Below are 19,508 nucleotides of genomic sequence, written 5' to 3' on the forward strand. Positions count from 1 at the left end.
CTGAATTGTGAACATGCCGGCTCCTCCACAAGTCGCGGGGAACGATGGCCATCCCCAGATTCGACGCGCCCGACGACCGCCGGTGCGCGACGGCGCGAGGGTCGGTGATCATGTGGACGACTCACCGGACCCGTCGCGATCTGATGGCCGATGGCATGACCGCGCGTGACATCACGGCGGCAGTCCGGGCGGGCGCGCTGATCCGTGCCCGACGTGACCGCTATCTTCCGCCGGAGACGCCGGATGCTGTGGTCCGGGCGGTCCGCGTCGGCGGACGTCTGACCTGCCTGTCCCTCCTCCAGCATCTCGAAGTCTTCGTGGAGACGAATGCGCGTCTGCACGTTCACCTCGACACACGAATGAGCCGTATGCGTTCGCCGCACGACCGCCGAAGGAAGCTGGACCTGAAGAAGCTTCACGGCACGCGCTTGCACTGGCTCGCCATGCCGAATGACCCCGGTGCCGCAACGTGCACCGACCTTGTTGTCGCTTTGGCGCACGCGGTGCTCTGCCAGCCGCCACGCGCGGCGATCGCGTCGATCGACAGCGCGCTCAACAAGAAGCTGATCCGCTCCGAGCAGCTGTCATCAATCTTCGAGATCCTGCCCGCGAAGTATGCGGTGCTGGCATCGCTCGTCGACGGCCGGGCACAGTCAGGTCCTGAGACCCTCGTGCGACTGATGCTCGCCGGCCTCGGTTGCTCGACACGCTTGCAGGTGGAGTTCGAGAATGTCGGGTTCGTCGATCTCGTCGCAGACGGCTGGCTCGTCATCGAGTGCGACAGCAAGGAGTTCCACTCGGACTGGGATCAGCAGGTCAAGGACTACCAGCGTGACCTCGAGCTGGCGCGGCAGGGCTACGCCGTCCTCAGACTCACGGCGAGTGACATCCTCTTTCGCCCGGATGACGTGCTGGCCGCATTGCGGGGTTTGCTCACGCAGCGCACCAAGCGCTGACCGCCCCATCGAGGTCTCAAGCGGCTGTCGCGGTTCGCAACTCAGGACCGATGCGCGGAGCGAAAACACGAAGCGCCTGAACGCCGTATCCATCCTGAGTTGCGAACCGGGGAGGGCCTCGAGTGGCAAGGCTTGTGAACTCGCTCGCCCGGGCGCGGGGCCCCTCCCTGATGCTCGCAACTCAGGATGGTCACGACCTGGGGGGTCTCCGCGTCGCCGGGCGACGGAATCATCCTGAGTTGCGAACGCAGCGAACCGGACCGAAGACGCTCAGGCAGCCCGGGGATGCTGCAGCCCGGGGTCGCAGCGTCCGTCCAGGGTCAGCGGGAGCGGCGGAGGAGGCCGACCTTGTCGTAGACGTCGGCGAGGGTGCGCTCGGCGACCTCGGACGCCTTGCCGGCGTTGACGGCGAGGACGCGGTCGAGCTCGGAGGGGTCGTCGAGCATCTGCAGCGCGCGCTCGCGCACCGGGCCGAACTCGTTGACGACGACCTCGGCGAGGCCCTTCTTGAAGTCGCCGTAGCCGCGGCCCGCGTACTCGTCCTCGATCGAGGGGATCTGGCGGCCGGTCAGGGCCGCGTAGATCACGAGCAGGTTCGAGACGCCGGGCTTGGCCTCACGGTCGTAGCGCACCGAGCCCTCGGAGTCGGTGACGGCGCGCATGATCTTCTTCGCCGAAACCGCCGGGTCGTCGAGCAGCCACAGCACGCCGGCATCGGACTCCGCGGACTTCGACATCTTCGCGGTGGGGTTCTGCAGGTCGTAGATGCGCGCGGTGTCCTGCTGGATCACCGGCATCGGGACCCTGAACGTCTCGCCGAAGCGGCTGTTGAAGCGCTCCGCCAGGTCGCGGGTCAGTTCGACGTGCTGCTTCTGGTCGTCGCCGACGGGCACGATGTCGGTCTGGTACAGCAGGATGTCGGCGGCCATGAGCACGGGATACGTGAAGAGCCCGACCGACGTGGCATCGGAGCCGTACCGCGAGGACTTGTCTTTGAACTGCGTCATGCGCCCGGCCTCGCCGAAGCCCGTGATCGTCGAGAGGATCCACGCCAGCTCGGCGTGCGCGGGCACGTGGGACTGCACGTACAGCGTCGACTTCGACGGCTCGATGCCGGCGGCGATGTACTGGGCGGCCGTGCGGCGCGTCTTCTCACGCAGGTGCTCGGGGTCCTGCGCGACGGTGATCGCGTGCAGGTCGACCACCGAGAAGAACGCGTCGTACGACTCCTGGAGGTCGCGCCACTGCATGAGAGCCCCGATGTAGTTGCCGATCTGGAGCGAGTCGGCGGAGGGCTGCATGCCGGAGTACAGGCGCGATCTACTCATCCGAAAAGTCTATAGAGCGGATGCTGCGCCTCAGCGCCCGATCGAGTAGTCGGCGACGACGGGGGAGTGGTCGCTCCAGCGCGTGTCCCACGAGGGCGCCCGCACCACGCGGTAGTCGGCGACCCGGGCGCCGAGCTCGGGCGTCGCGAGGTGGTAGTCGATGCGCCACCCGGTGTCGTTGTCGAACGCGCGTCCGCGCATCGACCACCACGTGTAGGGGCCGTCGACGTCGCCGTGGAAGCGGCGGCCGATGTCGACCCAGCCGAGGCCGGGGCCGGTCGAGCCGTCGGCGCCGGTGACCTCCGCGCCCTCCTCGCCCAAGAACCGGTCGAAGTACGCGCGCTCGCGGGGGAGGAACCCGGCCTTCTTGACGTTGCCCTTCCAGTTGCGGATGTCGAACTCGCGGTGGCCGACGTTCAGGTCGCCCATGATGAGCGCAAGCGGGGAAGCGGCCTCGAGCTGCGGCATCCGCGCCTCCATGGCATCGAGGAAGGCCCACTTGGCGTCCTGCTTGGGGGTGTCGGCCTCGCCGGTGTGCACGTAGGCGCTCACGACGATCAGGCGCTCGCCGTCGATGTCGAAGTCGGCCTCGATCCAGCGGCCGGCGCTGTCGAGCACCTCGGCCGCGTCCTCGGCGGCGGGGCCGAGCACGCGACGCACCTCCACCGACGGGATGCGGCTGGCCACGGCCACGCCGGCGCGGCCCTTCGCGAGAGCCTCGTCGTTGACGATCTCCCACCCCGGCAGTGCAGCGCGCAGCTCGTCTTCGGTCGCGCGCACCTCCTGGAGGGCCATCACGTCGATGTCGGCGGCGTCGAGCCACTCGAGCATGCCTTTGCGCGTCGCCGCGCGGATTCCGTTGACGTTGACAGAGGCGATGCGAACACGGCGAGACACGACGGCAAGACTATCCGGGGCCGCCGACACCGCAGGACGCGTCAGCCGTTGTCCGGGATGCGGGGCGACCGCCCGCGCTTGGACGGCTTGCTCGGGGTCGCGGCGGCCGACGGACCGGGGGCCGATGCCCGCCGCGGTGCGGCCCCGTTCCGAGCCGGCACCGCCGGCGTCGCCGCCTCCACCTGGCTCAGCTCGTCCTCGGCCTCGCGCACGGCGCGGTCGGCGACCCACGCGCGGTACCAGGGCGCCTGGTCGCGCGCGTCCTGCGCGGTGCGCAGCCGCACCCGTGCGGCCACGAGCAGAGCCGCGTGCTCGGCCGCGACGCGCTCGGCATCGGTCTGCGGCAGCATGACGACATCGCGGTCCTTCGCCGCGACGGCGATCCACGCGGCCGCGACGAGCGTGACGATCCCGAGCAGCCGGAACCACAGCAGCATCCCGATGAAGATCGCGAACGTCGCCAGCAGCGGGTTGGAGGGCGTGTAGCTCAGCAGCAGACCGGCACCGAGCTGGAGCACCGAGATGCCGGCGCCTCCGAGCATGGCGCCCGGCCAGATGCGGCGCCACGGCAGCTTCGTTCCGGTGAGGAAGCGGAAGAAGCCGACCAGCGCAGTCGAGGTCACCGCGAAGCCGATCAGCAGGGAGCCGATGCTGACGGTGATCGTGGTGAGCGCGCTGGTGTCCCTCCACCCGATCAGCGAGAAGACCCAGTTCATCGCCAGCGTTCCGACCGTGCTCAGAGCGGCGCCGAGGATGAGCGCGGCGCCGAAGATGAGCGCCGCGAGGAAGTCGCGCGCCTTGAGCAGGAAGTAGCTGCGTCGATCGGGCGGGATGGCGAAAAGCTCGCGCACGGCTCGGCGGGAGTAGGTGACCCAGTCGATCGCCGTCCAGATGAGGGCGCCGAGGGCGATGATGCCCGTCCAGCCCAGGACGCCGGAGTTCTGGGACGCGATCTCCTGCACCTGTTCGTTGGTGAACAGGCCGCCGGACGGCGCGATGAGTCCCGGGATGTAGACGTTGATCAGCTCGATGAGGGCGTTGACGGCATCCGGGCTCCCACCCAGCCAGATCCCCACGATCGCGAACACGACGTAGATCGCGGCGAAGCACGCGAACAGCGCGACGTAGCTGACGCCGGCCGCGAGCAGGAACCCGTTCTCGATGAGGAAGTGGCGCCACACCCTGACGGGGAACCACGCCATCGTCGCCTGCGTCAGCCGCGTCGCACGGCTGATCGGCGCGTCGAATCGCTGCCGGAGGCTGTGCTCCGTCGCCTCCCAGCGCTCCCGGAGCGACTCCTCCTCGCGCTGCGCGGCGTCCGCTGCCGCACGGGCATCGGGCGGGGGAGTGTGCGTCACGGTGTTCAGATTAGCGACAGACGGATGCCGCATCGCTGAGCGATGCGGCATCCGTCTGCCTGAAAGAGAATCGGGGTTACGGGCGTCCGCGGAGGACCGCCTGCTTGACCTCGGCGATCGCCTTGGTCACCTCGATGCCGCGGGGGCACGCCTCGGTGCAGTTGAAGGTCGTGCGGCAGCGCCACACACCCTCCTTGTCGTTGAGGATGTCGAGGCGCACGTCGCCGGCGTCGTCGCGCGAGTCGAAGATGAAGCGGTGCGCGTTGACGATGGCCGCAGGGCCGAAGTACTGGCCATCGGTCCAGAAGACGGGGCACGACGACGTGCACGCGGCGCACAGGATGCACTTCGTGGTGTCGTCGAAGACCTCGCGGTCGACGATCGACTGGATGCGCTCCTTGCCCTTCTCGGGCGTCGAGTTCGCGATGAGGAACGGCTGCACCTCGCGGTACGAGGCGAAGAACGGCTCCATGTCGACGACGAGGTCCTTCTCGAGCGGAAGGCCCTTGATGGCCTCGACATAGATCGGCTGCGAGATGTCGAGGTCCTTGATGAGGGTCTTGCACGCGAGCCGGTTGCGGCCGTTGATGCGCATCGCGTCGGAGCCGCAGATGCCGTGGGCGCACGAGCGGCGGAAGGTCAGCGAGCCGTCGACCTCCCACTTGATCTTGTGCAGGGCGTCGAGCACACGGTCCGTCGAGTAGAGCTCGACGTCGTAGTCGACCCAGCGCGGCTCCTCGTCGACCTCCGGGTCGAAGCGCCGGATGATGAAGGTGACGAGGAACGACTGGATGCCGGTGTCGTTGGTGACCTCGGCAGCGGAATCCGCGTCGGCGACGAGCGTCATCAGTACTTCCTCTCCATCGGCGGGTAGTTCAACTCGCCCTTCTCGTTCTTCGTGAAGACGACGGGCTTCCAGCCCAGGCGGATGTGGTCCTCGGCGTTGGACGAGTGCGGGTCGCCCGACAGGTACGCCATGGTGTGCTGCATGTAGTTCTCGTCGTCGCGCTTCGGGAAGTCGTCGCGCATGTGGCCGCCGCGGCTCTCCTGGCGGTTCTTCGCGGTGACGACGACGACCTCGGCGATGTCGAGGAGGAAGCCGAGCTCGACGGCTTCCAGCAGGTCGGTGTTGAACCGCTTGCCCTTGTCGTCGACGTGCACGTTCTTGTAGCGCTCGCGCAGCTCTTCGATCGTGAGGAGCACCTCGCCGAGCGACTCGTCGGTGCGGAACACCTGCGCCTTGCGGTCCATCTCGTCCTGCAGCGTCTTGCGGAGGACCGCGATGCGCTCGGTGCCCGGGTTGTTGCGCAGACCCTCGATGAGGTTGCGCACCTCGGCGGCGGGGTCTTCGGGCAGCGGCACGAAGTCGGCGGTCTGGACGTACTGGACGGCGTTGCGGCCGGCGCGCTTTCCGAAGACGTTGATGTCGAGCAGCGAGTTGGTGCCGAGGCGGTTCGAGCCGTGCACCGAGACGCACGCGCACTCGCCCGCGGCGTACAGGCCCGGGACGACGGTGGTGTTGTCGCTCAGCACCTGCGCGTCGTTGTTGGTGGGGATGCCGCCCATCGCGTAGTGCGCGGTCGGCATGACGGGCACCGGCTCGACCACCGGGTCGACGCCGAGATAGGTGCGTGCGAACTCGGTGATGTCGGGGAGCTTCGTCTCGAGGACTTCGGCGCCCAGGTGCGTGCAGTCCAGCAGCACGTAGTCGCGGTGCGGTCCGGCGCCGCGGCCCTCCGCGACCTCCTGCACCATGCAGCGGCTGACGATGTCGCGCGGGGCGAGGTCCTTGATGGTTGGGGCGTAGCGCTCCATGAACCGCTCACCGCTCACGTTGCGCAGGATCGCGCCTTCACCGCGGGCACCTTCGGTGAGGAGGATGCCGAGCCCGGCAAGACCGGTCGGGTGGAACTGGAAGAACTCCATGTCCTCCAGCGGCAGGCCCTTGCGCCAGATGATGCCGACGCCGTCACCGGTGAGGGTGTGCGCGTTCGAGGTCGTCTTGAAGATCTTGCCGAAGCCGCCGGTCGCGAAGATGACGGCCTTCGACTGGAAGACGTGCAGGTCGCCGGTGGCGAGCTCGTACGCGACGACGCCCGCGATCTGCTTGTCGGTGCCCTCGCCGACGGTGATGAGGTCGAGCACGTAGAACTCGTTGAAGAAGTTGATGCCGAGCTTGACGCAGTTCTGGAACAGCGTCTGCAGGATCATGTGGCCGGTGCGGTCGGCGGCGTAGCAGGCACGGCGCACCGGGGTCTTGCCGTGGTCGGCGGTGTGCCCGCCGAAGCGGCGCTGGTCGATCTTGCCCTCGGGCGTGCGGTTGAACGGCAGGCCCATGTTCTCGAGGTCGATGACCGCGTCGATGGCCTCCTTCGCGAGGATCTCGGCCGCGTCCTGGTCGACGAGGTAGTCGCCGCCCTTGACGGTGTCGAAGGTGTGCCACTCCCACGAGTCCTCTTCGACGTTGGCCAGGGCCGCCGCCATGCCGCCCTGCGCCGCGCCGGTGTGCGAGCGGGTGGGGTACAGCTTGGAGATGACGGCCGTCTTCGCCCCGGGGCCCGCCTCGATGGCGGCGCGCATGCCGGCGCCGCCGGCGCCCACGATGACGATGTCGAACTGGTGGTAGTGGACGCCGTCCTTGACGTAGCTGTCGGTGGTCTCAGTGCTCACGCTGTGTGCTTTCGATGGTCGATGCTCGGGGGTCGCCCGAACGCTAGCCGCAGATGCTGATGATGGTGTCGGACGCGGTCTCGGCGTCGAAGCCGATGCACGGGTCGAACGTGAAGACGACGAGCGTGCCGAGCACGATGAGGAACGCCGCCGCGAGGCCCAGCGCCCAGACCAGCACGCGGCGGGTGCCGGCGTGGGTCACGTAGTCGTTGACGATCGTGCGCATGCCGTTCGCGCCGTGGATCAGCGCGAGCCACAGCATGAGGACGTCCCACCACTGCCAGAACGGCGTGGCGTACTTGCCGGCGACGAACGCGAAGTCGATGCCGTGGATGCCTTCTCCGACCATCAGGTTCACGAAGAGGTGGCCGAAGATGAGCACCACGAGCAGCACGCCCGAGGCGCGCATGTAGACCCAGCCCCACTTCTCGAGGTTGGCACCCCGGCGGCGGACGGCGGCGCGCGGAGCGCGCGGATCGGCGATGGCGGTCATCAGTGGCCCCCTCCCGGTGCGAACGCGAGCATGAGGTGGCGGGGCGTGAAGCCCAGCATCGTCACGACCCACAGGCCCAGCACGCCCCACCACAGCTGGCGCTGGTGGCGGGTGGCCCACGACCACATGTCGACCAGGATGATGCGCAGGCCGTTGTACGCGTGGTACGCGATGGCGCCGACCAGGGCGACCTCGCCCAGGGCCATCACCGGGTTCTTGTACGTGCCGATCACCGCGTCGTACGCCTCGGGCGAGACCCGGATGAGCGCCGTGTCGAGGATGTGGACGAGCAGGAAGAAGAAGATGGCGACGCCGGTGATGCGGTGCAGCACCCACGACCACATGCCTTCGTTCCCGCGGTACAGGGTGCCGCGGGGAACTCGGGACGTGGTCTCGGATACCGACGGTGTGACGCGTGCTGGTGCAGACACGTCCGTCCTCCTTGGATCGAAACACGATGGGGCTGGCCTCGGACTGCGAGGACGGCCCCCGAAGAGGGCCCGGAACCGGGGGCTTCGGGCCGTCGGCGTCACGCGGGCGCTGCGACCATCCTATTCCCGCATTTCGGGGACGGGCGACGAAGGCGACCCTTACGGCCCCTCCATCCGGAGGGATCTTCGCGAGCGACAAGAACCGCGGTTGTTTCGCCGATCCGGCTAGCCTGGGTGCCATGCCCGGACCCATCGACGACTTCTACGCCGTGATCCCCGCCGGCGGCATCGGCAGCCGGCTGTGGCCGCTGTCGCGCGCCGACGCGCCGAAGTTCCTCCATGACCTCACCGGCTCGGGGCACACGCTCCTGGGCGACACGTGGAACCGGCTGGAACCGCTCGCCGGGCCCGACCGCATCGCCGTCGTGACCGGGCGCGCACACCGTGCGGCGGTGGAGAAGGAGCTGCCCGACATCCCCGACAAGAACGTCTTCCTCGAGTCGGAACCGCGCGATTCCACGGCCGCGATCGGCTTGGCCGCCGCGATCCTCTCGCGTCGCGAGCCCGACGTGATCATCGGCTCGTTCGCCGCCGACCACGTCATCCGCGTGCCGCAGCTGTTCGAGTGGGCGGTGAACCAGGCGGTCTCCACCGCGCGCGAGGGCTACATCTGCACGATCGGCATCCAGCCGTCCGAGCCGTCCGTCGGATTCGGCTACATCAAGAAGGGCGACGCGCTGAAGATCGAGGGGGCGCCCGAGGCCGCGCTGGTCGAGAGCTTCGTCGAGAAGCCCGACCTCGAGACGGCGAAGGAGTACTTCGCCGACCGCAACTACCTGTGGAACGCCGGCATGTTCATCTCGCGCGCCGACGTGCTTCTCGGCGAGATCGCTGAGAACGAGCCTCATCTCTACGCGGGCCTCATGGACCTCGCCGAGGCCTGGGACGACCGCGACGAGCGCGGACCGGTGGTCGACCGGGTCTGGCCGACGCTCAACAAGATCGCGATCGACTACACCGTCGCCGAGCCCGCGGCAGCGAAGGGGCGCCTCGCCGTCATCCCCGGGCACTTCGACTGGGACGACGTGGGCGACTTCGCGAGCCTCGCCAAGCTCAACTCCCACGGCCGCAAGAACGACCTCGCCATCCTCGGTGAGAACGCCCGCATCCTCTCCGATGCGGCCAGCGGCATCGTCGTCAGCCAGACCCGACGGGTCATCAGCCTCATCGGCGTCCGCGACATCGTCGTGGTCGACACCGAGGACGCGCTCCTGGTCACCACGAGCGAGCACGCGCAGCGCGTGAAGGGCGTCGTCGACGCGCTCAAGCTCAGCGGGCGCGGCGAAGTTCTGTGAAAACGGATGCTGCGGCCCGCGGCATCCGTTTTCCCCGATCCTCTGCTCATCTGAGCGGGATATTGCGTCTTTGTAACCTTTCGCGAACGACGCCTCACGATGCATGCAACCGCGCCGTCACAGTGGGTAACTTTGTGCAGTCCCCGTGAAGGACGCGGGGGAACGTAGTGGAGGCTGAGTTGACCATCTCACGCACCAAGAAGCTCGTCGGCGTCACCGTCGCCGCGGGCATGCTGATCGCCCTCGCCGGCTGCGGCTCCGCCCCTGAGGAGACGGAATCCACGGGAGACGCCGGAAACGTCGTCGAGGGCTTCACCCCCTGCCTCGTGTCGGACGACGGCGGCTTCAACGACAAGTCGTTCAACCAGTCCGCGAAGGAAGGCATGGACCGCGCCGCTGAGGAACTCGGCGTCGAGCCCATCGAGGTCGAGTCCAGCTCGGCCAACGACTACGCCCCGAACCTCGAGAACCTCATCGCCGAGGGCTGCACGTTCATCATCGCGGTCGGCTTCAAGCTCTCGGCCGACACGGTCGCCTCCGCGCTCGCGAACCCCGACGTGAACTACGCCATCATCGACGACCGGGCCGACAACAGCGGCGCGACGGGCGACGACGGCAAGGAGACCGGCGACGGCACCACCGACGCGCCGAACATCAAGCCGCTCCTGTTCGACACGGTCCAGGCGGCGTACCTCGGCGGCTACGCCGCGGCCGCGTGGTCGGCGCAGGCCGGCGTCAACAAGGTCGGCACCTTCGGCGGCATCCCGATCCCGCCGGTCACCATCTTCATGGACGGCTTCATCGACGGCGTCGAGAAGTACAACGAAGACAAGGGCGCCGCGGTCGAGACCTACGGCTGGGACGTCGACGCCCAGGAGGGCTCGATGACCGGTGGCTTCGCCGCCAACGACACCGCCAAGCAGACCGCGCAGGGCATCCTCGACCAGGGCGTCGACGTGATCCTCCCGGTCGGCGGCCCGATCTACCAGAGCGCGCGCGACGCCATCACCGACGCCGGCAGCGGCACGGTCATGCTGGGTGTCGACTCCGACCTCGCCAAGGCCGACCCCTCGGTCGCCGACATGGTGCTGGTCTCGATCATGAAGCGCATCGACGAGGCCGTCTACCAGGCGACCACGGAGGCGTCGTCGGGCGACTTCGACCCGGCCACCTACATCGGCACGCTCGAGAACGAGGGCGTGGGCCTGTCGGGCTTCGGCTCGTTCGAGTCGCAGCTGCCGGAGGGCCTGCTCGATGAGCTCGCCGCCCTCCAGGAGCAGATCATCTCGGGCGACCTCGAGGTGACCTCGCCCAGCTCGCCGTAAGGCAGCAGGAACAGCGGAACGCGGCCGGGTGGACGACTCCACCCGGCCGCGTTCTTCCCGCCGCCGTCAGATGGATGGCGCCGCGGCCGACAGCATATATAGGGTGCACATATGAAGCTCGAGCTCCGTGGGATCACGAAGCGTTTCGGGTCCCTCGTCGCGAACGACCACATCGATCTCGTGGTCCAGCCGGGTGAGATCCATGCCCTTCTCGGCGAGAACGGCGCCGGCAAATCCACACTCATGAACGTGCTCTACGGCCTGTACCAGGCCGACGAGGGCGAGATCCTGCTGGACGACGTCGTCCAGCACTTCCGGGGTCCTGGCGACGCGATGAACTCGGGCATCGGCATGGTGCACCAGCACTTCATGCTCATCCCGGTCTTCACCGTCGCCGAGAACGTGATGCTCGGTCACGAGAGCACGAAGGCGCTCGGCGCCCTCGATCTCGCCAAGGCACGCCAGCACGTGCGCTCGGTCGCCGACCGCTTCGGGTTCGAGGTCGATCCGGACGCCATCGTCGGCGATCTTCCGGTGGGCGTGCAGCAGCGGGTCGAGATCATCAAAGCCCTGTCGCGCGACGCGAAGGTGCTCGTGTTCGACGAGCCGACCGCGGTGCTGACGCCGCAGGAGACCGACGAGCTCATGACGATCATGAGGCAGCTGCGCGATGAGGGCACCTCGATCGTCTTCATCACCCACAAGCTGCGCGAGGTGCGCGCCGTCGCCGATCGCATCACCGTCATCCGGCTCGGCAAGGTCGTCGGCGAGGCATCGCCGACCGCGTCCAACGCGGAGCTCGCCTCCCTCATGGTCGGCCGCGCGGTCGAGCTCACCGTCCACAAGGGCCCGCCCCAGCGCGGCGAGGGCGGACTCGAGGTGCGCGACCTCCGTGTCGTCACCGCGAACGGCACCGTCGTCGTCGACGACGTGAGCTTCGACGTCCGGCCGGGCGAGATCCTCGCGGTCGCGGGCGTCCAGGGCAACGGCCAGACCGAGCTCATCGAGGCCATGGTGGGCCTCGGGGAGCGCGTGAGCGGCTCGATCGAGCTCGGCGGTGTCGAGCTCGTGGGCAAGAGCGTGCGCGGCATCCTCGACGAGGGTGTCGGCTTCGTGCCGGAGGACCGCACCGAGGACGGCCTCGTGGGCACGTTCACCGTGGCTGAGAACCTCATCCTCGACCGGTCCGGCGACAAGGCCTTCGTGTCGGGCGGCACGATCCGCCGCGGCGTGCTGGACGACTTCGCCAAGGCGCGCATCACCGAGTACGACATCCGCACGCAGGGTCCCGACGTGCCTGCGGGCACGCTCTCGGGCGGAAACCAGCAGAAGGTCGTGATCGCCCGCGAGATGAGCCGCGAGCTGAAGCTGCTCGTCGCGGCGCAGCCGACGCGCGGCGTCGACGTCGGCTCGATCGAGTTCATCCACAAACGCATCGTCGAGACGCGGGATGCCGGCATCCCCGTCGTCGTCGTCTCCACCGAGCTCGACGAGGTCGCGGCCCTCGCCGACCGCATCGCGGTGATGTACCGCGGAGCGATCGTCGGCATCGTGCCCGGTGACACCCCCCGAGACGTTCTCGGCCTCATGATGGCCGGCGAGAAGCCCGAGGAGGCCGTCGCGTGAACGACCAGAACCCCGCTGCGAGCGGCGACCCGCTCAAGGGGCTGCCGGCAGATCAGCTCCCGTCCGTATCGGGTCCCCTCACGGGGTCGCCCGACCTCCCGGCTCCCACGCCCGGCGCGCCCGGCGCCGTCGACGGCGAGGTGCCCCCGCCACCGCGTCAGAACGTCTTCATCAAGGAGCTGCTGCGCAGCAACTGGGTGACCACGGTGCTCGCGATCGTCGTCGCGATGGTCGTGGGCGGCATCCTGATGGCGATCACGAACGAGGACGTCCAGGCGGCGTCCGGCTACTTCTTCGCGCGACCCGGCGACACGCTCGGCGCCGTCTGGAACGCGGTGTACGGCGGCTACGAGGCGCTCTTCCGCGGGGCGATCTACAACCCCCGGGCGAACGACTTCGCGACGCAGATCCGGCCGCTCACCAACACGCTCGGCTTCGCCGCCCCGCTGATCGCCGCAGGCCTCGGCGTGGCGCTCGCGTTCCGCGTGGGCCTGTTCAACATCGGCGGTCGCGGCCAGATCCTCATCGCGTGTGCGACCGCGGCGCTGTTCACCTTCAACCTGAACCTGCCGATGTTCCTCCAGCTGCCCCTCACGCTCGCGGCGGGTATCGCCGGCGGTGCGATCTGGGGTGGCATCGTCGGTGTGCTGAAGGCGCGCACCGGCGCCCACGAGGTGATCCTCACCATCATGCTCAACTACGTCGCGTTCTACCTCGTGACGTGGATGGTGCGCACCCCCGGCATCCTGCAGCGCCCGGCGGGCGACCAGCCGATCTCGTCGGCGACGCCGGCGAACGCGCAGTTCCCCGACCTGCTCGGGCCCCGGTTCCCCCTGCTCGACTGGGGCTTCGTCATCGTCATCGCGGCCACGGTGTTCGTCTGGTGGCTCGTCGAGCGGTCGAGCCTCGGCTTCCGGCTCCGCGCTGTCGGCGAGAACCCCCACGCCGCGCGGGCGTCCGGCATCTCCGTGCAGCGGATGTACATCTACGCCATGCTCTTCGCCGGTGGCCTCGCGGGTCTGGCGGGCATGAACCAGATCCAGGGCTCGGTGACCACCGGCTTCGACGGCTACATCGACGCGGGCATCGGCTTCGACGCCATCACCGTCGCCCTCCTCGGCCGCAGCCGGGCCTGGGGCGTGTTCGCCGCCGGCATCCTGTTCGGCGCGCTGAAGGCCGGTTCGTTCACGATGCAGGCCTCGCAGGGCATCCCCGTCGACATCGTGCTCGTTGTGCAGTCGCTCATCGTCCTGTTCATCGCGGCGCCGCCGCTCATCCGCACGATCTTCTTCCTGCCGAAGACCGATGCCGAGAAGGCCGCCAAGGCGAGAGCCAAGGCCGCGAAGAAGGCGGTGTCCGCATGACCGCTCTGGCTCCTGCTCCCGACGGGACGATCCAGCTGGCCACCGTGAAGGTGCGCCACCTGAAGCTGCCGGTGACCCTCGCGATCGCGACGGCCCTGCTGGCGCTCCTGTTCCTGTTCGTTCCGCGCAACGGCATCAGCACCTTCCGGCTGAGCGACCCGAGCTCGTCGATCGCGCTGCCGAACGTGAGCGTCCCGACCGCCGTGACCTGCTGGGTGCTGATCGGCTTCCTCGTGCTCCTGACGCTCTGGGCGTTCTGGGACTCGGCGAGCTACCGCCGCACCGGCCTCTGGCTGCCGATCGTGTTCAGCCTCCTCGCCGTGTTCGCGTTCCTCGTGTGGGCCTCCGCCGGGGGTCTTGTGCCCGTCACCGGTCTGCTGTTCGGCGCGCTGTCGCTGTCGGTGCCCCTCATCTTCGGTGCGCTGGGAGGCGTCATCGGCGAGCGGGTCGGCGTGGTCAACGTCGCGATCGAGGGTCAGTTCCTGTTCGGCGCGTTCAGCGCGGCGCTTCTTGCGAGCATCACCCACAACCCGTTCGTCGGGCTCGTGGGCGCGATGGTGGGCGGCGTGCTCGTGGCGTTCGTGCTGGCGGCGTTCTCGATCAAGTACCTCGTCGACCAGGTGATCGTCGGTGTCGTGCTCAACGTCCTCGTGACCGGCCTGACCGGCTTCCTCTACGGCGCGCTGCTCGTGCCGAACGAGGCCGACCTCAACCGCCCGGTGCGCTTCACGAGGTGGGAGATCCCGCTGCTCAGCGACATCCCGATCATCGGCCCCGTGCTGTTCAACCAGACGTTCATCGTCTACCTCATGTACATCACGGTCGCGCTCGTCGCCTGGGGCCTCTACCGCACCCGCTGGGGCCTCCGGCTCCGCGCCGTCGGCGAGCACCCGCAGGCGGCCGACACCGTGGGCATTAAGGTGAACACCAGCAGGTTCTGGAACGTCTCGCTCGCCGGCGCGATCGCCGGCATCGGCGGAGCGTACTTCACGCTCGTGTCGGTGGGCCAGTTCACCAAGGAGATGACGGCGGGCCTCGGCTTCATCGCCCTCGCGGCGGTCATCTTCGGCCGCTGGGACCCGGTCCGCGCAACCCTCGCGGCGCTGCTGTTCGGGTTCGCGACCAACCTGCAGAACCTGCTGACCGTGCTGCGGACGCCGATCCCCAGCGAGTTCATGCTGATGCTGCCGTACCTCGTGACGATCATCGCCGTCGCCGGCTTCGCGGGTCAGATCCGCGGTCCCGCCGCCGCCGGCAAGCCATACATCAAGGGATGACGCGGTGCCTGCCGTGCGTGTGAAGGGCGACGGATGCCGGGCCGCGGCATCCGTCGACCCTCCTGATACCCCACCCGACGCGAACGGAGCGCGCTCATGACCGATATCGACTGGGATGAGCTGCGCGCCGCGGCGACCGACGCGATGCAGCGGGCCTACGCCCCCTACTCGCGCTACAAGGTCGGCGCCGCCGCCCTTGTGACCGACGGGCGCATCGTCACCGGCTGCAACGTCGAGAACGCGTCGTACGGCGTCGGCCTCTGCGCCGAGTGCGGTCTCGTCAGCGAGCTGGCGAACTCGGGCGGCGGGAGCCTCGTCGCATTCGTCTGCGTCAACGGCCATGGCGACACGATCATGCCGTGCGGCCGCTGCCGGCAGCTGCTCTTCGAGTTCGCGATCCCCGGCATGCTGCTCGAGACGGTGTCGGGGATCCGCACCATCGACGAGGTGCTGCCCGACGCGTTCGGACCCCGCGACCTCGAGGAGGCGACCCGATGAGCGATGCGACGGGCGTCGAGCCGTTCGACGCGGTCGACGTGATCCGCACCAAGCGCGACGGCGGTGCGGTGCCGGAGCAGGCGCTGCGCTGGATGGTCGACGCCTACACCCGCGGATACGTCGCCGACTCGCAGATGGCCTCGTTCGCGATGGCCGTTCTCCTCAACGGCATGACGCGCGACGAGATCCGCGTCATGACCGACGCGATGATCGCCTCGGGGGAGCGGATGAGCTTCGCCGGGCTCGGCAAGCCCACGGTCGACAAGCACTCGACCGGCGGCGTCGGCGACAAGATCACGCTGCCGCTGGCTCCGCTCGTCGCCTCGTTCGGTGTTGCGGTGCCGCAGCTGTCGGGCCGCGGACTCGGCCACACGGGCGGCACGCTCGACAAGCTCGAGTCGATCCCGGGCTGGCGCGCGGCGCTTTCGAACGACGAGATGTTCGCGCAGCTGCGCGACGTCGGCGCTGTGATCTGCGCGGCCGGCTCCGGTCTCGCACCGGCCGACAAGAAGCTCTATGCGCTGCGCGACGTCACCGGCACGGTCGAGGCCATCCCGCTCATCGCGTCGAGCATCATGTCGAAGAAGATCGCGGAGGGCACCGACGCGCTCGTGCTCGACGTGAAGTTCGGCTCCGGCGCCTTCATGCGCGATGTCGACCGTGCGCGCGAGCTCGCCCGCACGATGGTCGCCCTCGGCACCGACTCGGGCGTCTCGACGACCGCCCTCCTCACCGACATGAACACGCCGCTCGGCCTCGCCATCGGCAACGCCAACGAGGTGCGCGAGTCGGTCGAGGTGCTCGCCGGCGGCGGCCCCGCCGACGTCGTCGAGCTGACGGTGGCGCTCGCCCGCGAGATGCTCGCACTCGCCGGCCAGCCGGACGCCGACGTCGAGGCGGCGCTGCAGGACGGCCGCGCGATGGATGCCTGGCACGCGATGATCATCGCGCAGGACGGCGATCCGGATGCTGCGCTGCCCGCCCCGAACGAGACGCACACCGTCACCGCGACCGAAGGCGGCTACGTCACCGGCATGGAGGCGCTCCCGTTCGGCATCGCCGCGTGGCGCCTGGGGGCCGGGCGCGCACGCGCGCAGGACCCGGTGCTGCACGCGGCGGGCATCGATCTTCATGTGAAGCCCGGCGATCAGGTGACCGCCGGCCAGCCGCTGTTCACCCTTCTCGGCGAGGATGCCTCCCGGTTCGACCGCGCCCTCGAAGCCCTCGACGGGGCGTGGGAGATCGGCCCCGACGCACCCGAGCGCAGTCCTCTCGTCCTGGAACGCATCACCGCCTAGGCTGAGTCAGTCCCGCGCCGGGCCCGACGCGGCGCCCGGGCCCGCAGCATCCGTCCGCACCCCCTGACTCGCGATCGCAACCGAGGAGAATCTCAATGCCCATCGACCAGCACGGCGACGCCATCCTCGACGGAGTGTCGCTCCGGAGCCTCCCCAAGGTCTCGCTGCACGATCACCTCGACGGCGGCGTGCGCCCCGCGACGATCATCGAACTGGCCGACGCGATCGGGTTCGAGGTCCCCGAGTCCGACCCGGACGACCTTGCGGACTGGTTCGCTGACAAGAGCGACTCGGGCTCTCTCGTCGAGTACCTCAAGACCTTCGACCTCACGATCGGCGTCATGCAGACGCGCGAGGGTCTCACGCGCGTCGCCCGCGAGTTCGTCGAGGACCTCGCCGCCGACGGCGTCATCTACGGCGAGGTGCGCTGGGCGCCCGAGCAGCACCTCGGCCGCGGGCTGTCGCTCGACGAGGTCGTCGCGGCGGTGCAGGAGGGCATCGAGGAGGGCGAGGACGCGGCCGAGAGCCGCGGCCACGACATCCGTGTCGGCCAGCTGATCTCGGCCATGCGCCACAGCGACCGCTCCCTCGAGATCGCGCGGCTGGCGGTGGACTGGCGCAACAGGGGCGCGGTCGGGTTCGACATCGCCGGTCCCGAGGACGGGTTCCCGCCGTCGCGCCTGCGCGAGGCGTTCGACTACCTGGCGTCGGAGTTCTTCCCGGCCACCGTGCACGCGGGGGAGGCTGCCGGCCTGGACTCGATCCGTTCGGCGCTGATCGACGGCCGCGCGCTGCGCCTCGGCCACGGCGTGCGCCTCGCCGAGGACCTCGAGGTCATCTCGCGCGCCGGCGAAGAGGTGCTCGTCCAGTTCGGCGACCTGGCGCGCTGGGTGCGCGACCGCGAGATCCCGCTCGAGCTGTCGCCGTCGTCGAACCTGCAGACAGGCGCCATCGAGCGCTGGGGCACGACGATGGAGGACCACCCCTTCGACCTGCTCTACCAGCTCGGCTTCGCGGTCACCGTGAACGTCGACAACCGCACCATGAGCCGCACGTCGCTCACGCGCGAGCTGGCGCTGCTGGCCGAGACCTTCGAGTACGGCCTCGACGACCTCGAGGCCTTCCAGCTCAACGCCGCCGCCGGCGCCTTCCTCCCGGTGGAGGAACGCGAGGAGCTCATCGACCTCATCGCCGACGGCTTCGACGCGTAGCCCCTGACCTGTTCCGGAGCGGATGCCGCCGCCCGCGGCGTCCGCTCCCTCCTTCCCGCTCGACGCGCGCCAGATGCTGTGCGGCCGCAACGGGGTCGATTCGCCGCGAAGTCCGGACTTCGCAGGTTGTAACCCCCTGGCTTCTGCGTTGTCCGGACGGCGCGGACCAGATTGCACACGGCTCGTTGTGTGTGAGGTCCGGACTTCGCCGGTTCGGGATGCCGCGTTCCCGCGTTGTCCGGACGGCACAGATTCCTCCACAGGGGGCCGGTCGCTCGGGTTGTGCACAGGACTCCCCATCTGACGAGAATCAGAAACCGGCCCCGCGTGAAATGGGGTGGTGACGAGGAAGCGCCTTTCTATCGGAAGCCAGCCGTTCACGGTTGCCAGGGCCCTCGAGGACGGAATCGGCCGTGGAACCCTCGACGGCCCGCGGTTCGAGCGACCGTTCCATGGCGTGCGCCAGCTCAAGGAGCAGGAGGCGAAGTCCGACGCCGCGATGCGGCCCCGCAACGGCATCGAGCTTCGCGCGTACAAGAAGCGCTGTGCTCAGCTCGCCGTCCGCATGGGGGCCGACGACTTCTTCAGTCACAGCTCTGCGCTCGTGCTGTGGGGCGCGCCGACTCCACGCGACTGGGACCAGGCCATCCATGTCTCCGGAATACGACCGCGCAACCCGATCCGCACACGCGGGGTGGTATCGCATCGCCTGGCTCGCCGGGAGGCAGCGTTTGCGGTTCGAGGCGGCTTACAGGTCGAGACTCCAGCGCGAGCGTGGATACAGGCATCCGCTCACCTCTCCGACATCGACCTCATCGCCGCGGCAGACTTCCTCGTGGCGCGGCGGCGGCGACTCGTCACCGTGGAGGAGCTCCGGGCCGAGGCTGCACGAATGCGCCGTCCGCGCCTTGAGCGCTTGATCGACCGCGTCCGGGACGGCGCGGAGTCGGCCAAGGAGACGGAACTGCGGATCCGACTGGTCGATGGCGGCCTCCCAGAACCAGACCTCGCCCACGAGCTCTTCACGTCATCCGGGACCTTCGTCGCGCGGCTCGATCAGGTGTATCTGCAATACCGGGTGGCCGTGGAGTACGACGGCCGCCAGCACGCCGAGGACGTCGGCCAGTTCGCTCGCGATGCCGATCGGTGGCGCGCGATCGGTGACGAGGGGTGGCATCTCGTCAGGATCCTGAACCACCACCTCGAGCCCAACCCGATGGTGGCGGTGGATATCGTGCGCCGCGCTCTCCTCCGCGCCGGTTGGCGTCCCTGACCTACGGGCCACCGAGTCCGGACTTCGCAGGTTCGGGACGCTGGTTTGCTGTGCTTTCTGGACCGCAGGGTGTTCGCTGTCTCTGGGCGACGGGGAGAAGTCCGGACTTCGCAGGTGCGCGGCGCCCTGGCGCGGCGAAGTCCGGACT

17 protein-coding genes are annotated in these 19,508 nt (G+C 68.9%); 10 read left to right on the forward strand and 7 right to left on the reverse strand.

Going from position 1 to position 19,508, the window contains the following annotated elements:
- Positions 1–44: 44 nt before the first annotated feature.
- Positions 45–956, forward strand: coding sequence for an endonuclease domain-containing protein (locus AC3A46_RS07855; RefSeq protein ID WP_487664646.1), 912 nt, complete (start codon positions 45–47; stop codon positions 954–956).
- A 320-nt stretch (positions 957–1,276) separates the two neighbouring features.
- Here AC3A46_RS07855 and trpS read toward each other — a convergent pair whose 3' ends face one another.
- From trpS to sdhC, 7 genes are all read right to left on the reverse strand, one after another.
- Positions 1,277–2,284: a tryptophan--tRNA ligase gene (gene trpS / locus AC3A46_RS07860; RefSeq protein ID WP_487664647.1), complete on the reverse strand. Its 1,008-nt coding sequence runs from the start codon at positions 2,282–2,284 to the stop codon at positions 1,277–1,279.
- A gap of 30 nt (positions 2,285–2,314) precedes the next feature.
- Positions 2,315–3,181 carry an exodeoxyribonuclease III gene (locus tag AC3A46_RS07865; RefSeq protein ID WP_487664648.1) on the reverse strand — a complete coding sequence of 289 codons (867 nt, stop codon included), beginning with the start codon at positions 3,179–3,181 and terminating at the stop codon, positions 2,315–2,317.
- Between the two features lie 41 nt (positions 3,182–3,222).
- Positions 3,223–4,539, reverse strand: coding sequence for a YihY/virulence factor BrkB family protein (locus AC3A46_RS07870; RefSeq protein WP_487664649.1), 1,317 nt, complete (start codon positions 4,537–4,539; stop codon positions 3,223–3,225).
- Positions 4,540–4,615: 76 nt separating this feature from the next.
- Entirely contained in the window at positions 4,616–5,386 is a 771-nt protein-coding gene (locus AC3A46_RS07875; RefSeq protein WP_487664650.1) for a succinate dehydrogenase iron-sulfur subunit, read from the reverse strand.
- Positions 5,386–7,209: a succinate dehydrogenase flavoprotein subunit gene (gene sdhA, locus AC3A46_RS07880; protein ID WP_487664651.1), complete on the reverse strand. Its 1,824-nt coding sequence runs from the start codon at positions 7,207–7,209 to the stop codon at positions 5,386–5,388. The genes AC3A46_RS07875 and sdhA overlap by 1 nt, the downstream gene beginning before the upstream one ends.
- A 43-nt stretch (positions 7,210–7,252) precedes the next feature.
- On the reverse strand, positions 7,253–7,702 hold the full coding sequence (locus AC3A46_RS07885; RefSeq protein WP_056370644.1) for a succinate dehydrogenase hydrophobic membrane anchor subunit: 450 nt from the start codon (positions 7,700–7,702) through the stop codon (positions 7,253–7,255).
- Complete coding sequence (sdhC, locus tag AC3A46_RS07890) at positions 7,702–8,133, reverse strand: succinate dehydrogenase, cytochrome b556 subunit (RefSeq protein WP_310247774.1); 432 nt, start codon at positions 8,131–8,133, stop codon at positions 7,702–7,704. Before sdhC ends, AC3A46_RS07885 begins: the two co-directional genes overlap by 1 nt.
- A 239-nt stretch (positions 8,134–8,372) precedes the next feature.
- Between sdhC and AC3A46_RS07895 the strand changes: the two genes are divergently transcribed.
- From AC3A46_RS07895 to AC3A46_RS07935, 9 genes are all read left to right on the forward strand, one after another.
- Positions 8,373–9,488 (forward strand): mannose-1-phosphate guanylyltransferase, encoded by a 1,116-nt coding sequence (locus AC3A46_RS07895; RefSeq protein WP_487664652.1) that lies wholly within the window; start codon positions 8,373–8,375, stop codon positions 9,486–9,488.
- A 179-nt stretch (positions 9,489–9,667) separates the two neighbouring features.
- Positions 9,668–10,813 (forward strand): BMP family lipoprotein, encoded by a 1,146-nt coding sequence (locus AC3A46_RS07900; protein ID WP_487664653.1) that lies wholly within the window; start codon positions 9,668–9,670, stop codon positions 10,811–10,813.
- 111 nt (positions 10,814–10,924) lie between these two features.
- A complete protein-coding gene (locus tag AC3A46_RS07905; protein WP_487664654.1) occupies positions 10,925–12,439 on the forward strand; it encodes an ABC transporter ATP-binding protein in 1,515 nt (504 codons plus the stop codon).
- Positions 12,436–13,803 carry an ABC transporter permease gene (locus tag AC3A46_RS07910; RefSeq protein ID WP_487664655.1) on the forward strand — a complete coding sequence of 456 codons (1,368 nt, stop codon included), beginning with the start codon at positions 12,436–12,438 and terminating at the stop codon, positions 13,801–13,803. Before AC3A46_RS07905 ends, AC3A46_RS07910 begins: the two co-directional genes overlap by 4 nt.
- Positions 13,800–15,080, forward strand: coding sequence for an ABC transporter permease (locus AC3A46_RS07915; protein WP_487664656.1), 1,281 nt, complete (start codon positions 13,800–13,802; stop codon positions 15,078–15,080). Before AC3A46_RS07910 ends, AC3A46_RS07915 begins: the two co-directional genes overlap by 4 nt.
- Positions 15,081–15,176: 96 nt before the next feature.
- Positions 15,177–15,578 carry a cytidine deaminase gene (locus AC3A46_RS07920; RefSeq protein ID WP_487664657.1) on the forward strand — a complete coding sequence of 134 codons (402 nt, stop codon included), beginning with the start codon at positions 15,177–15,179 and terminating at the stop codon, positions 15,576–15,578.
- Entirely contained in the window at positions 15,575–16,876 is a 1,302-nt protein-coding gene (locus AC3A46_RS07925) for a thymidine phosphorylase (protein ID WP_487664658.1), read from the forward strand. The genes AC3A46_RS07920 and AC3A46_RS07925 overlap by 4 nt, the downstream gene beginning before the upstream one ends.
- A 95-nt stretch (positions 16,877–16,971) precedes the next feature.
- A complete protein-coding gene (locus AC3A46_RS07930) occupies positions 16,972–18,087 on the forward strand; it encodes an adenosine deaminase (protein ID WP_487664659.1) in 1,116 nt (371 codons plus the stop codon).
- 499 nt (positions 18,088–18,586) lie between these two features.
- Positions 18,587–19,360 (forward strand): DUF559 domain-containing protein, encoded by a 774-nt coding sequence (locus AC3A46_RS07935; protein ID WP_487664660.1) that lies wholly within the window; start codon positions 18,587–18,589, stop codon positions 19,358–19,360.
- Positions 19,361–19,508: the final 148 nt, after the last annotated feature.

This window comes from Microbacterium sp. Soil_C_42, assembly GCF_057656735.1.

What these genes read in the sequence shown, in the direction of transcription:
- AC3A46_RS07855 (WP_487664646.1), top strand. Translation starts at nt 45, where the DNA reads ATGGCCATCCCCAGATTCGACGCGCCCGACGACCGCCGGTGCGCGACG.
- trpS (WP_487664647.1), bottom strand. Translation starts at nt 2,284, where the DNA reads ATGAGTAGATCGCGCCTGTACTCCGGCATGCAGCCCTCCGCCGACTCG.
- AC3A46_RS07875 (WP_487664650.1), bottom strand. Translation starts at nt 5,386, where the DNA reads ATGACGCTCGTCGCCGACGCGGATTCCGCTGCCGAGGTCACCAACGAC.
- AC3A46_RS07885 (WP_056370644.1), bottom strand. Translation starts at nt 7,702, where the DNA reads ATGACCGCCATCGCCGATCCGCGCGCTCCGCGCGCCGCCGTCCGCCGC.
- AC3A46_RS07895 (WP_487664652.1), top strand. Translation starts at nt 8,373, where the DNA reads ATGCCCGGACCCATCGACGACTTCTACGCCGTGATCCCCGCCGGCGGC.
- AC3A46_RS07905 (WP_487664654.1), top strand. Translation starts at nt 10,925, where the DNA reads ATGAAGCTCGAGCTCCGTGGGATCACGAAGCGTTTCGGGTCCCTCGTC.
- AC3A46_RS07915 (WP_487664656.1), top strand. Translation starts at nt 13,800, where the DNA reads ATGACCGCTCTGGCTCCTGCTCCCGACGGGACGATCCAGCTGGCCACC.
- AC3A46_RS07920 (WP_487664657.1), top strand. Translation starts at nt 15,177, where the DNA reads ATGACCGATATCGACTGGGATGAGCTGCGCGCCGCGGCGACCGACGCG.
- AC3A46_RS07925 (WP_487664658.1), top strand. Translation starts at nt 15,575, where the DNA reads ATGAGCGATGCGACGGGCGTCGAGCCGTTCGACGCGGTCGACGTGATC.
- AC3A46_RS07930 (WP_487664659.1), top strand. Translation starts at nt 16,972, where the DNA reads ATGCCCATCGACCAGCACGGCGACGCCATCCTCGACGGAGTGTCGCTC.
- AC3A46_RS07935 (WP_487664660.1), top strand. Translation starts at nt 18,587, where the DNA reads ATGCGGCCCCGCAACGGCATCGAGCTTCGCGCGTACAAGAAGCGCTGT.